This is a genomic window from Kitasatospora sp. NPDC057223 (assembly GCF_042669755.1).
Classification (GTDB): domain Bacteria; phylum Actinomycetota; class Actinomycetes; order Streptomycetales; family Streptomycetaceae; genus Kitasatospora.
On record NZ_JBHUWW010000004.1, the window covers coordinates 65,480 to 78,887 of the forward strand.

The following is a 13,408-nucleotide window of genomic DNA, read 5'->3' on the forward strand; positions in this document are numbered from 1 at the left end:
GGCCCCTCATGTCCTCCTTCCTCGGCCGCCTCGGCGGCGCCGCCGCCGCCAGACCCTGGCGCACCCTGCTCGGCTGGCTCCTGCTGCTGGTCACGGCCGCCGCCCTCGCCCTCACCGTCGGCGGTACGCCCCGCGACGAGTTCCGGGTGCCCGGCACCCACTCGCAGGCGGGCAGCGACCTGCTGAGCGAGCGGTTCCCCGAGATGTCCGGCGCCACCGCCCGGGTGGTCGTGCACGACCGGGCCGGCGCCCGGGTGCCGGCCCCGGTACTGGCGGAGCTCGCCGGCCGGCTCGGCGCCCTGCGCGGCAGCCCGACGGTCGAACCGGCGGTGTTCTCGCCGGCCGGTGACACCGCCCTGCTCAGCCTCACCTACCGGATACCGGTCACCGCCTTCAAGGACTCGGAGGGCGTGGACGCGCTGCGCGAGGCCTCGAAGCCGGTCGAAGAGGCCGGACTCCAGGTCGAGTTCGGCGGGCAGCTGCCGGAGAACTTCTCCGCACCGTCCGGCAGCGCCGAGATCATCGGGATCGTCGCGGCCCTGTTCATCCTGGTGCTCTCGCTCGGCACCGTGGTCTCGGCCGGGCTGCCGCTGATCGTCGCGATCGCGGGCCTGGGGCTCGGCAGCGCCGTCATCTACCTGCTGGCCGCGGTCACCGACATCAGCGCGACCGCGCCGACCGTGGCCAGCATGGTCGGCCTCGGCGTCGGCATCGACTACGCACTGCTGCTGGTCAGCCGCCATGTCGAGGGCCTGCGGGCCGGCCTGACCCCGCAGCGGGCGGCGGCCGAGGCCACCGCCACCGCCGGTTCGTCCGTCGTGGTCGCGGGCTCCACCGTGCTGGTCTCGCTGTTCGGCCTGAAGCTGGCCGGGCTCGCCACCTACGCCTCGTTCGGCTACGCCACCTTCGCTGTCGTCGGCGCCGTGATGCTCGCCTCGCTGACCCTCGTCCCGGCGCTCTGCGCGCTGGCCGGCCCGCGCCTGCTGCGCCGGGCCGAGCGGCGCGGCGGCCGGCCGGCCCCCGAGCAGGCCGGCCCGACCCGGACGGAGCGCTGGGCGCAGCTGATCGGCCGCCGGCCGGCCGCCGCCGCGCTGGTCTCGCTGATCGTCATGCTGGCGCTCGCGGCGCCGATGCTCGGCATGCGGACCTGGCCGCAGGACGCCGGCATCCAGGCGGAGTCCAACACCACCCGCAAGGCGTACGACCTGGTGGACGCGGCCTACGGCCCGGGGGCCAACGGCCCGCTGCTGGTCGCGGTCGACCTGCGCAAGGTGCCGGCCGCCGGGCTGGCGGACCTGGCGGCCCGGCTGCAGGCCGATCCGGGCGTGCTGGCGGTCTCCCCGGCGCTGCTCAACCAGGCGGGCGACGCGGCGCTGGTCTCCGTCCAGCCGAGGACCGGCCCGCAGGACGTCCGCACCCAGCAGCTGCTGGACCGGATGCGCTCCGGCCTGCTGCCGGACGGCGCCGAGGCCACCGGCGTGGTGGCGGTCTTCGCGGACATCTCGGACCGGCTCGCCTCCCGCCTCTGGGTGGTGGTGCCCTTCGTGGTCGTCCTGTCGCTGATCCTGCTGACGCTGCTGTTCCGGGCCCCGGTGATCGCGGTGAAGGCGGCCGCGATGAACCTGCTCTCGGTGGCCGCCGCGTACGGCGTGATGACGGCGGTGTTCCAGTCCGAGACGGGCGCGAAGCTGATGGGGCTGCCGCACTCGGTGCCGGTCTCGTCCTGGGTGCCGATCCTGATGTTCACCGTGCTGTTCGGCCTCTCGATGGACTACGAGGTGTTCCTGCTCTCCCGGGTCCGCGAGGACTGGCTGGCCACGGGTGACGCGCGCGGCAGCGTGGTGCGCGGGCTGTCCGCGACCGGACGGGTGATCAGCAGCGCGGCCGCCATCATGGTCGCGGTGTTCATCGGCTTCGCCATCGACCCGGACATCACCGTGAAGATGATGGGGGTCGGCATGGCCGCCGCCGTCCTGGTGGACGCGACGATCGTCCGCCTGGTGCTCGTCCCGGCCACCATGACCCTGCTCGGCCGGGCCAACTGGTGGCTCCCGGCCTGGCTGGACCGCCTGCTGCCCGAGCTGCGGATCGAGCACGGCGGCGGCCCGGCCCCCGCCCCGGCCGAGCGGGAGCGCGTCCCGGCCTGACCCGCCCGGCGGACGAAGGGGGCTGCCCGTACGCCGGGGCGGCCCCCTTCGGCATGTCCGGCGGGCGCCCCTGGCGCACTGTACCTACTAGTATGTACGCTGAGGCCATGGCAACCCAGGACCGTCTGATCGAGAGCACCCAGGAACTCCTCTGGGAGCGCGGCTACGTCGGCACCAGCCCCAAGGCGATCCAGCAGCGGGCCGGCGTCGGCCAGGGCAGCATGTACCACCACTTCGCCGGCAAGCCCGACCTCGCCGCCGCCGCACTGCGCCGCAGCGCTGAGGAGATGCGCGCCGTCGCCGAGGAGCGACTCGCCGGCCCCGGCACCGCGTACCAGCGGATCGAGGCGTACCTGCTGCGCGAGCGCGAGGTGCTGCGCGGCTGCCGGATCGGCCGGATGGCACAGGACCCGGAGGTCATCGCCGACCCGCAGCTGCGCGCCCCCGTCGAGGAGACCTTCGACTGGCTGCGCGGCCGGATCGCCGAGGTGATCGCGCAGGGCCGGGCCGCCGGCGAGCTCCTCCCCGGCGCCGACCCGGCCGACACCGCCGCCGCCGTCGTGGCCGTCGTCCAGGGCGGGTACGTGCTCGCCCGCGCGGCCGACAGCGTCGAGCCGTTCCGCCAGGCCGTCCGCGGCGCCCTCGGCCTGCTGGCCGCGCAGGTCCGCACCACCTGACTCCCGACTGCACGTCACTCCCACCCGAGAGGCCCACCGTGCACGCGATGCAGTACGAGATCACCCTCCCCGCCGACTACGACATGGGGATCATCCGCAAGCGGGTCGCCGACCGGAGCCACCTGACGGACGCCTTCCCCGGTCTGGCCCTGAAGGCCTACCTGGTCAGGGAACGCGCCGCCGCCGACAGCGCCGGGCCCGGGGCGCGCGCCACGGTCAACCAGTACGCGCCGTTCTACCTCTGGCGCACCGCCGAGGGCATGAACAGCTTCCTCTGGGGCCCCGGGTTCCGGGGGCTCTCGGCCGACTTCGGGCGCCCGCTGGTCCGGCACTGGCTGGGCGCCGGACACCTCCCCGGCCCCGCCGTCGACTCCGCGCCGGCCACCGCCACCCGCCGCACCGAGGCCATCCCCGACGGGGCCGACCCCGGCGAGGCGGTGGAACGCGCCCTCGCCGCCCTGCCGGACGACCCCGGCCTGCACTCCGCGGCCGTCGCCGTCGACCCGAGCCGGTGGCAGCTGCTGCACCTCGCCCTGTGGCACGGGCCCGCCCCCGAGCAGGCGAGCGGCACCCGCTACCAGGTGCTGCACGTCTCCCGCCCCGAACTCGACCGCCTGCCTGCCGGCCGGCACTGGTGAGAGGACCCGCCCCGATGGAACCCGCCGACCTGACCGCCGCCCCGCTGGACCGCGCCGCCGGCTACCGGCTGCTGAACGAACTCGCCGGCCCGCAGACCCAGGAGGGCACCCTGCGCGGCCTGGACGCGCTGGCACCCGGCTTCCCCGACTGGATCGTCACCGCCCTCTTCGGCGGCACCTACCAGCGCCCCGGCCTGGAGCTGCGGGACCGCCAACTGCTCAACCTCGCCGCCCTGGCCGCCCTCGGCGGCGTGGAACCGCAGCTCGCCGACCACGTCCGCAACAGCCTGCGGGCCGGGCTGACGGCCGGGCAGATCACCGAGAGCATGGTCCACCTCGCGCCCTACATCGGCGTCCCCAAGGCACTGGCCGGCCTGCGCGTCGTCACCGCCACGCTCGCCGAGAGCCCCTCCGGGGCCGGGGCTTGAGCACCGCCCGGACGGTACGGACGGTGCTGGGGGACATCCCGCCGGAGCTGCTCGGCGTCTGCGACTCCCACGACCACCTCTTCCTCCGCTCCCCGCAGCTGCCCGGCCAGGAACTCGACGACCCGGTGGCGGCCGAGGCCGAACTGCGCGCCTTCACCGCGGCCGGCGGCCGCGCGCTGGTCCAGTGGACACCGCACGGGATGGGCCGCGGCGGCGCCGCGCTCGCCCCCCTCTCCCGCGCCACCGGCGTCCACCTGGTCGCGGCCACCGGCCTGCACCAGGCCGCCCACTACGACGAGGCCGTGCTGTCGGCCCTCTACCGGGGCGACACCCTCGCGGCCCTGTTCGTCGAGGAACTGACGACCGGTCTGCGCGAACCGGACGGCCCGGCCGGCGTCCGCGCGGGGCTGATCAAGGTGGCCGGCGGCTACCACGGCCTGGACGGGCACGCCCGCCGGGTGATGACCGCCGCCGCCGAGGCCCAGCACGCCACCGGCGCCCCGATCGCCGTCCACCACGAACTCGGCACCGGGGCGCCCGAGGTCCTCGACCTGCTCTGTCGGCAGCTCGGCGTGCCGCCCGAACGGGTGATCCTCGGCCACCTCAACCGCTTTCCTGACCTGCGCCTGCACCGGCAGGCCGCCGAATCCGGCGCGTTCATCGCCCTCGACGGCCCGTCCCGCGCGAACCACGCCACCGACCACCACCTCCTCGACACCGTCGAGGCCCTCGTCGCCGCCGGCCACGGCGGCCAGCTCCTGCTCGGCGGCGACACCACCACCCGCGCGGCCCGCGGCGCCCCCGGCCCGCCGTACCTGGTCGGCGGCCTCGCCGACCGGATCACCCGCGAGTTCGGCGCCGCACTGACGGCCCGGCTGCTCACCGCCAACCCGGCCCGCGCCTTCGCCGCCCCCTGGGCCTGAACCGCCCCCGGACAACGCCGTACGGGCGCACGGGCTCCGAGGAACCCGTGCGCCCGTACGGCCCGGCTGTGTCACGCACCGGCCGCCCGCGGACGGCGCCGTCAAGTCAGCAGTTCGACGGGGCCGGGTTGCCGGCGAACCGGTCGGCGATCCAGCTCAGGTACTCCTGCTGCGCCTCGAAGGGGATCGTGTTGTGCGTCGCCCCCTCGTAGGTCGAGTACTCGACCGGCTGGCTGAACCCGCAGGCCCGCCTGATGTACTGCTCGGTGGAGTGCGGGTTGATCACGGTGTCGGCCGTGCCCTGCATGACCAGCACCGGCGCCACGGTGGTGGCGTACCCCGGGGTGTTCTCGTAGAAGCGCTTGCTCCAGACCTCCGGTACGTCGCGCAGCGGCTGGAACAGGGTGTCCAGCTGGTGGTTGTCGGCGACGTTGTTCTGGATCACGTCGGCGAAGTGCTCGATGCACGTCACCCCGTCCCCCGCCAGCGCGTCGAGGCCGGCCGGCTGCAGCACGTCGGTCGCCTTCAGCTCGGGGTAGGCCGCCAGGAAGCCCCGGTAGACGTTGACCCGCAGGGCCGCGTTGTGGGCCTCCGAGGACTCGTTGCGCGGGCCGGGCGGGACGAGTCCGGCGAACTGCGGGCCGAGGTCGGCCGCCGGAGCCAGGGCGGCCACGCCGACCAGGTCGAGGCCCGGGCTGTACGAGGCGACGTCCTGGCCGACGAACAGCCCGGCCCCGCCGCCCTGCGACCAGCCGAGGACGGCCGTCCGGTTGCTCGCGTGGACCGGCCGGATCTGCTGCACCGCGGTGACCGAGTCCAGGACGTTGTGCGTCTCGGTCGCGCCGACCACGTACTGGTGGACACCGGGTGTGCCCAGGCCCTGGTAGTCGGTCGCGACGACGACGTCACCGCCGCCCAGGAACTGGGTCAGCGCGGGCACCCCGACGTCGATGGCGAACGGGCTCTGGTAGCTGAAGTAGTCGACGAGGTCCCGGGCCGGGTTCGGAGCGGCCGACGGCGCGCACTGCCGTGGTCCGCCGACCGTCCCGTGGGCCCACGCCACCACGTTCCGCCCGCCGCGCGGCACCGGGCCGGTCGGCCAGGCGACCAGCCCGGAGACCGCGACCGGGGCGCCGTCGTGCAGCGTCGAACGGTAGAGGATCCTGCACGCCCGGGCCTGGCCGGGCGCCTCGATGCGGCGCGCCCAGATCAGGTCGCCGTGCCGGCCCCTGGGCAGCGGCGACGGGGGTTCGTAGAAGGCCTCGCCGTCGGGGCCGACCGGAACACCCGGTGCGCACTGCGCCGAGGCGTCCCAGCCGTGCCCGCCCTCGGCCGCGGCCGCCCCGGTGCTCAGCCCCGGCACAGCAAGAAAGGTCACCAGGGCAGCCGCAGTGACTGCCCGTAGCCAGGCTCTCATCAGGATTCCCGTCGCTGGACGCCGGTCGTTGCCGGCCGGCCTCGGATGGCGGCGGTGCCGGCCGGCTTGTCATGGTCGAGCCGACGCTACTGTCCGGTGAGCATCAAGTCACATACCGTGATGATCCTCGCGTGTCGCCGGCCCGGCTGACGGGACGACCGTTCCGGTGGCGCCGAGGCCTGCTGACGGGCCCTCACAGCGGCGCGGCCGAGCGCCGCCGGTCCGGACGGGCACCGTTCGGCGGCCGGGGAGGCAGCGGGCCGCGGCGCGGGTCGAAGGCACTCGCGCGGACGACTAGGCTGGTCAATCGCGTCCCGGCCCGTTCCGGGCCCGCCCGTGGAACCGGGCCGCCCACAGGGGTGTCGTAGTGGCGGGGGCGCGACTTCGACGGGTGGGGAGCAAGTAGGACATGGGCCTGACGAGCCACAAGGTGCTGGCGCTGACCGTACTCTTCGCCGTGCTGGTGACCGCCGGCACGGTGTGGATCTGGCCGAGACTGGCCGGACGGACCTGGCAGGCCGTGCTCGGCCGGATCGGCACGATCATGGCCACCCAGGTCGCGGTGCTGCTCGCGCTCGGCCTGGTCGCGAACAACTACTTCGCGTTCTACAGCAGCTGGGACGACCTGCTCGGCACCGGTGACGACGGCCCGGTCACCATCCGTACCGAACTCGGCGCCGGCCGCCCCGGCGATCCCGTCCGGGTGCAGCCGCTCGGCCGGGTCGACGTGCAGGGCGGCGGCGCGGTCGGGCGCGGCCCCGAGCAGGCCGGTGAGATCCACGTGGTGCGGATCCCCGGCGCCTCCACCGGGCTCTCCACCGACGGGTACGTCTACCTGCCGCCGCAGTACTTCCAGCCGGAGTACGCGCAGCGGCAGTTCCCGGCGGTCATCGTCACCACCGGGTTCCCCGGCGACGCCAAGAACCTGGTGACCCGCCTCAACTACCCGGGCGCCGCACTGAAACTGATGCAGAGCGGGCGGATGCAGCCGACCGTGATGGTGCTGATGCGGCCGTCGCCCGCGATGCCCGCCGACACCGAGTGCGAGGACGTGCCCGGCGGCCCGCAGTCCGACACGTACTTCACCAGGGACGTCCCGCGGGCGGTCGAGGGCTCGTACCGGGTCTCGGCCGACCCGCAGGCCTGGGGGCTGATGGGGAACTCCACCGGCGGGTACTGCGCCCTGAAGCTGGCGATGCGTCACCCCGACGTCTTCCCGACCGCGGTCTCGCTGTCCGGCTACTACCGGGCCGCCGAGGACCCGACCACCGGCGACCTCTTCCGGGGCAGCGAGCAGCGGCGCAACGACGCCGACCTGGTCTGGCGGCTGAAGCACGCGCCGAGCCCCCGGGTGGCCGTGCTGGTCTCCGGCAGTCAGGAGGGCGACGGCGACTACCGGCGCCAGACCGAGGAGTTCATCGCCGCCGCGCGCCCGCCGATGAAGGTGTCCTCCAGCATGCTGACGACCGGCGGCCACAACTTCCAGACCTGGGGCCGGCTGCTGCCGTCCTCACTGGAGTGGCTGTCCCAGCACCTGAAGGTGCCCACCCAGGTCTGACCCGCTGCGCGGCGGCCGGGTGGGGCACGGGCTACGGTGCGACCGGCGCCAGGGTGCCGGTGTGCAGCTCGCCGACCCGGCCGCCCTCGCCCTCGTACGTCCAGAAGGCGCGGACGGTCAGTGCGGCGAGGTCCATCACATGGCTGACGGTGATGCCGCTGTGTTCCGTCCAGCTGACGAAGTAGAGCTCGGGGCCGACCTGCGCCACGTGCAGCGCGACGTCCTCCCACTGGCCGGCGGACTCACCGAGGCCCTCCCAGCGGAGCCGCTTCCCGTCGGCCGAGTAGGCATTGCGGAACTCCGCGCCGTTGTCGACCTGGAAGAGGTAGGTACGGCCGGCGAAGGCGGGCAGGGGCGCGGTCATGGCTGGGCTGGTCCTCGTCGTCTCGTGTCGATGGGCGCGGCCGGTCTCCCGGCCACGCCCACCAACCTATCCGACTGCGTCGGCCGTCACCTGATTACTTCAGGTACGGGCCGTCCGTGCCGATCTTGCCCGGGGCGGCGTTGGAGCCGCCCAGGTCCAGCACGTACACCCGCAGGTTGCCCTTGCCGGGCGCACCGACCGTCAGGGTGCCGTTGCCGACGACCTTCACGTCACCGGTGACGGCGTCCTTGTAGGTGCCGTTCGGGATGCCCGTGTACGTGGCCCCGTTGGTGACCGCGACCAGCGCGAACGAGTCCACGCCGCTCGCCGCGTCGGTGTAGCGGCGCTTGAACGCCATGTCACCGGAGACGCCCTGGGTCGAGTACTGGCCCATCTGCAGGGCGGGGATCGCCCGGCGGATCTGGTTGAGCCGCTGGAGCTGCTTGACCAGCGGCTGCTGCAGGGTGGTGGCCACCGCGCCGCTCGCGCCGGAGACCACGGAGAAGTCCGAGGCCGTGACCGTGCCGGCGATCTTGTCGCCGTAGTAGGCGCGGCCGGTGGTGGCCAGCGGGCAGGTCGGGCCGCAGTCGATCTGCTTGCCGGCCTGGAACTCGATCTCCGAGCCGTAGTACAGCGTCGGGATGCCGCGGAACGTCCACATCAGCGCCATGTTCTCGGCCCACGCGTCGGTGCCGCCCGCGTAGCGGGTGCTCGACTTGTTCGGGCCGAAGTCGTGGCTGTCGACGTAGACGACGTTGTACGTGGCGTCGTTGGTCGAGTCGTCCGAGTCCTTGCCGTTGTTGTAGGCGTTGGACGCGTCACCGAAGTTCATGTGCATGCGCATGTCGATGATGTTCATGCCGGAGAACTGCGAGTGGTCGGGGGTGTGGTACGCGTTCCCGTTCAGGAACGCGTTGGTGGAGGTGGGCTGGTTGGCCGTGCCCATGGTGTTCTCGTAGTTGAACTGGTCGAGCGCGGCCTGCACGTCGTCGCTCGTGTACTCCTTGCGCTCCTTCCAGGTGAAGAACTGCGCGGAGTGGTTCACCGAGCCGCGGTTCCACTTGTCGTTGACGAACGCGCCGACCTCGCCGAAGACGAAGAAGTTGGCTGCCTTCGCGGCCCCGAACTTCTGGCTGACCTCGTTGTAGATGGCCGGCAGGAAGCGGCGGTTCCAGGTGACGCGGGGGATGTGCACGGCGGTGTCGATCCGGAAGCCGTCCACGCCCATGTCGATGTACTTGTTGTAGGCGCCGATCAGGTACTGCTGGACGACCGGGTTCTCGGTGTTGAAGTCCGCCAGGTCCTCGTGCAGCCAGCAGGAGCGCGAGTCCTCGCCCTCCCAGTTGCCGATCCAGCACTGGTGGTAGAGCGCCTTCGGGAACATGCCCGAGGACGGGTTGGGCCACTGGCAGTTGTAGACCGTGTAGCCCTCGGCGCTCCTCCCGCCCGTCGGCACACCCCAGTTGACGCAGGTGTTGCCGGCCGGCGCGGTGGTCGACCACATGTCGCCGTTGTAGTAGGACTTGCCCGAGACCGGGTCGACGGTCAGGCCGTCGTACTCGAAGCCGGCGTTCGGCGCGTCGTAGTACCAGCTCCACTGCGAGTCGCGGACGCCGTACACGGTCGGGGTGAACAGGCCCTTGGCACCCCAGCGGGAGCTGTGGTTGTAGACCACGTCCTGGTAGATCTTCATGCCCTTGGCGTGCGCGGCGTTGATCAGGTCCTGGTACGAGGCGCCGGCCGACTCCAGGCGCGGGTCGACCTTGTAGAAGTCGTAGCCGTGGTAGCCGTGGTAGTCGTAGTCGGAGCGGTTCAGGACCACCGGGGTGATCCACATCGCGGAGAAGCCGAGGCCCTTGATGTAGTCGAGCTTCTGGATGACGCCCTTGAAGTCACCGCGGAACATCGGGTCGTTGTTGGCCGCGTTGCCGGACTTGACGTCCTGGCTGCCGCCGCGGTCGTTGCTGACGTCACCGTCGTAGAAGCGGGCGGTGAGCAGGAAGTAGATCGGGTCCTTGCGCGGGTCGGTGCCGAGCGGCGTGCCGCCGGGCGCGGCCGGCGGAGCGTTGCCCGTGGTGGTGCAGCCGGGCGTGCTCGCGGCGGAGAGGTTGCCCGCCGCGTCGAGGGCCTTCACGGTGTAGCAGTAGTACGTGTTGGCTTCGAGGTTGGACTCGGAGTACACGGTGGAGGTGGTGTTGACCAGCGAGGTGCCCCTGGTGCCGCCGGTCCGGGTGACCTGGTAGCCGGTGACGGCCACGTTGTCGTTGGAGGCGTTCCAGGTGAGCACGACGGCCGTGTCGGTCGCGGCCGCGGTGACGGCGGCCGGGACGGACGGCGCGATGGTGTCGATGATGACGCCGGCGCACGGGTCGGTGGCGGAGGCCGTCACCGCCCGGTCCTTGACCGAGCTGTTGCCGGCGGCGAGCTGGTAGTTGACGCCGTTGTTGTTGTCCCAGGTGCCGTTGCCGTTGTTGAACGTCGCCTGCCAGGCGGTGGCGGTGCCCAGGCTGACGGTCTTCTTGACCCAGCCGGTGCAGGCCGCGTCCATGCCGATGCCCGGGACGGTGGTCCAGGTGCCGCCGATGGGCTGCCAGTGCAGGTTGACGGTGCTCCAGCCGGTCGAGACGGTGGAGTACCAGACGGTCGCGGAGGTGCCGGTGGGGGGCGTGGTCGCGGTTGCCGTCGCGGTCGCGGTCGCGGTGGCGGTGGCCGTAGCGGTTGCCGTTGCCGTGGGGGAGGGCGAGGCGGACGGCGAGGCGCTCGCCGTCGCGGACGGCGAGGGCGACGGGGTGGGGTCCGTCGAACCGCACGGGTCGCTGTGGGCGACGACGCCGTTGGTCACGGTGATCGAGCCGGTGCCGAGCTGGTAGTTGGCGCCGCCGTTGTTGTCCCAGGTGCCGGAGCCGTTGTTGAACGTCGCCTGCCAGGTGGCGGCGGTGCCCAGGGCGACGGTGAGCTTCACCCAGCCCGTGCAGGCCGCGGTCATCCGGGTACCGGGCGAGGTCGTCCAGCTGCCGCCGGCCGCTGCCCAGTGCAGGTAGTAGGCCGACCAGTTGGTGGAGGCGGTGGAGTAGAACACCGTCGCCGAGGTGGGGGTGGCGTTGGCACACGGGTCGGTGGTGCTGACGGCGCCACCGGTCACGGCGCTGACGCCGCTGCCCAGGGCGTAGTTGGCGCCGCCGTGGTTGTCCCAGCTGCCCGCGGCGTTGTTGAAGGTCGCGGCGAGGCCGGTGGCGGTGCCGAGATCGACGGTCTTCTTGAACCAGCCGTTGCAGGAGGCGTCCATCGGGACGCCGGGGGAGGTGGTCCAGGTGCCGCCGGTGGGGGCGTAGTGGAGGTCGACGGTGGACCAGGCGGCGGTCGGCTTGTAGTACACCGTCGCGGTGGTGGCGGCATGTGCCGAGATGGCGGGGAGCAGGGTGGCGAGCAGACCTGCGATCAGGGCTACTACGGCGGCCAGCGGACGGCGGTCGCGATGCCGTCTGCTGCGGTGGGGCGCGTGGCTTGTGCGGTCCACGGCGGGACTCCTCGGGGCGGGCCGTCGAGTGGGGCGGCCGGTCGGGTGGGGGAGGAGCGCGAGGCCAGGGGCAGCACAGATCCTTGCAATCCCTTGCAGAGCCTGCGCCGTTCGGGCTGATCGCCGCGGCCCCGGGGGGTGGGTGGGGCATGCGGCGTCGCGGTCCTGTCTTGCGCAAGGTTCTGCAAGATGTTTCAGGAGAGTACTCGTCTGTAAATCCGACGTAAAGAGGTCCGTGCCGTTCCGTCCGGCCCGGGGCGGTCCCCGGCCGGTCCGTCGAACGCCGAAGCCGCCCGAACCCCGGGGGAGACGGGGTGCGGGCGGCCGGTGGGGCGCAGGTGTCGGCGGGCGGTCAGCAGCCGAAGTTGACCAGGCGGAACGTCACGTAGTGGTCCGCGGTGTAGTAGTCCTCGTGGTAGGTCTGGCCGGTGACGATCCGTCGCGCTCCACGGGTCGAGGAGCCGGGGGTCTTCACGGTGTACTCGTGGTAGTAGCCCGCGGTGTGCAGCGGGAGCACCTGCTCGCGGTTCTGGAAGACGATGCCGTCCTGCGAGTACGGGAACGGGCCGTTGGAGGCGATCAGGCCCAGGGTGTCGAGGGCCTGGCTCGGCAGGGCCGTCTTGCAGATGCTGCCGCTGACGGTCGCGTGGGCGTCGGAGGCGAAGACGGCGGTGGGGGCCAGCGTGAGCAGGCCGACGGCGGCGACGGAGGCGGCGCGGGTCTTCAACGCGCGTAGAGTGATTCGCATGGCAGCAGTGTGAATCCCGGCGGGGCACCTGCGGAAGGCCGCCGACGGCACTGTGGCGACTCTTCATGTACGCGTAACTGGGCTGGCATCCGGTCGACTTCCGCCGTCCGCCGGCCGGGCTCCCGCACCCGGACCGGGGGTTAATCACCTGCGCGCGATCCCGGCGCCGGTTAGCGTGGCCGGGTGCCCGTACCGGATGTACACGATGTGGGGAGGCCTGCTGTGAGGCGCGATCAGGTGCTCGTCTTCGACGCGGACGACACCCTGTGGGAGAACAACGTCGTCTTCGAGCGGGTGATCGCCGACTTCCTCCGTTGGATGGAACATCCGACGCTGGACACCGCCGGACGGCGAGCCGTGCTGGACGAGATCCAGGCGGCGAACGCCCTCACCCACGGCTACGGCAGCCGGATGCTCGTGCGAAGCCTCGGGGACTGCGTGGCGAGCCTGCGCGGCAGGCCGGCCACCGCGGCCGAGATCGACGGGATCAACGAGCTGGCAGCCGTGCTGATCGACCATCAGGTGGAACTGGTGCCCGGCGCGGCCGAGACGCTGGCGCAGCTAAGCACGCGGCACCGGCTGTTCCTGCTCACCAAGGGTCACGTCGAGGAACAGCGGCGGAAGATCGACTCGTCGGGGCTGGCGCCCCTCTTCGAAGCGGTGGAGATCGTCCCCGAGAAGGACGACGCCACCTACCGGCGGTTCATCAACGCGTACGGCCTCACGCCCGCCGCCAGTTGGATGATCGGCAACTCGCCGAAGTCGGACATCCTGCCCGCCCGGCGGGCCGGGATGAACGCCGTCTTCATCCCCAACGACCACACCTGGGTGCTGGAACAGACCGAGCTGGACCGCTCCGACACCGGGGTGCTGCACCTGCGGGCGCTGACCGGACTCGTCGGCCACTTCTGAGCCGTCCGTCCGGCCCAGCTCCGGCCCAGCTCCGGGCCGGCTCCGGGCCGGCTGCTTCCGGACACGTCCGAATTCCTGG

Annotated in this window: 11 protein-coding genes; 7 read left to right on the top strand and 4 right to left on the bottom strand. The window is 72.5% G+C overall.

Annotated features, from left to right (window positions below; all coding sequences use genetic code 11):
* Positions 1-8 precede the first annotated feature (8 nt).
* The 5 genes from ACFUK0_RS02930 to ACFUK0_RS02950 all read left to right on the top strand — a co-directional run bounded on the left by ACFUK0_RS02930 (position 9) and on the right by ACFUK0_RS02950 (position 4,813).
* Entirely contained in the window at positions 9-2,147 is a 2,139-nt protein-coding gene (locus tag ACFUK0_RS02930; RefSeq protein ID WP_380246235.1) for an MMPL family transporter, read from the top strand.
* A gap of 107 nt (positions 2,148-2,254) precedes the next feature.
* Positions 2,255-2,824: a TetR family transcriptional regulator gene (locus tag ACFUK0_RS02935; protein ID WP_380246236.1), complete on the top strand. Its 570-nt coding sequence runs from the start codon at positions 2,255-2,257 to the stop codon at positions 2,822-2,824.
* Between the two features lie 38 nt (positions 2,825-2,862).
* Positions 2,863-3,462, top strand: a complete 600-nt coding sequence (locus tag ACFUK0_RS02940) for a DUF4865 family protein (RefSeq protein ID WP_380246237.1) — start codon at positions 2,863-2,865, stop codon at positions 3,460-3,462.
* Positions 3,463-3,476: 14 nt separating this feature from the next.
* Entirely contained in the window at positions 3,477-3,890 is a 414-nt protein-coding gene (locus tag ACFUK0_RS02945; RefSeq protein ID WP_380246238.1) for a carboxymuconolactone decarboxylase family protein, read from the top strand.
* Positions 3,887-4,813 (top strand): phosphotriesterase, encoded by a 927-nt coding sequence (locus ACFUK0_RS02950; RefSeq protein WP_380246239.1) that lies wholly within the window; start codon positions 3,887-3,889, stop codon positions 4,811-4,813. The genes ACFUK0_RS02945 and ACFUK0_RS02950 overlap by 4 nt, the downstream gene beginning before the upstream one ends.
* A gap of 106 nt (positions 4,814-4,919) precedes the next feature.
* Here the strand turns inward: ACFUK0_RS02950 and ACFUK0_RS02955 are convergent, their stop codons facing one another.
* Positions 4,920-6,191 (bottom strand): lipase family protein, encoded by a 1,272-nt coding sequence (locus ACFUK0_RS02955; RefSeq protein WP_380246240.1) that lies wholly within the window; start codon positions 6,189-6,191, stop codon positions 4,920-4,922.
* Positions 6,192-6,639: 448 nt separating this feature from the next.
* Here ACFUK0_RS02955 and ACFUK0_RS02960 point away from each other — a divergent pair, with 448 nt between their 5' ends.
* The gene (locus ACFUK0_RS02960; RefSeq protein WP_380246241.1) at positions 6,640-7,788 is read left to right on the top strand and encodes an alpha/beta hydrolase; all 1,149 of its coding nucleotides are present in this window, start codon (positions 6,640-6,642) and stop codon (positions 7,786-7,788) included.
* 31 nt (positions 7,789-7,819) lie between these two features.
* Here the strand turns inward: ACFUK0_RS02960 and ACFUK0_RS02965 are convergent, their stop codons facing one another.
* From ACFUK0_RS02965 to ACFUK0_RS02975, 3 genes are all read right to left on the bottom strand, one after another.
* Positions 7,820-8,152, bottom strand: a complete 333-nt coding sequence (locus ACFUK0_RS02965; protein WP_380246242.1) for a hypothetical protein — start codon at positions 8,150-8,152, stop codon at positions 7,820-7,822.
* Positions 8,153-8,246: 94 nt separating this feature from the next.
* Positions 8,247-11,669, bottom strand: coding sequence for a carbohydrate binding domain-containing protein (locus ACFUK0_RS02970; protein ID WP_380246243.1), 3,423 nt, complete (start codon positions 11,667-11,669; stop codon positions 8,247-8,249).
* A 352-nt stretch (positions 11,670-12,021) separates the two neighbouring features.
* A complete protein-coding gene (locus tag ACFUK0_RS02975) occupies positions 12,022-12,417 on the bottom strand; it encodes a ribonuclease domain-containing protein (RefSeq protein ID WP_380246244.1) in 396 nt (131 codons plus the stop codon).
* Between the two features lie 222 nt (positions 12,418-12,639).
* On the opposite strand from ACFUK0_RS02975, the gene ACFUK0_RS02980 reads away from it, so the two are divergent.
* Positions 12,640-13,329, top strand: coding sequence for an HAD family hydrolase (locus tag ACFUK0_RS02980; protein WP_380246245.1), 690 nt, complete (start codon positions 12,640-12,642; stop codon positions 13,327-13,329).
* Positions 13,330-13,408 lie beyond the last annotated feature (79 nt).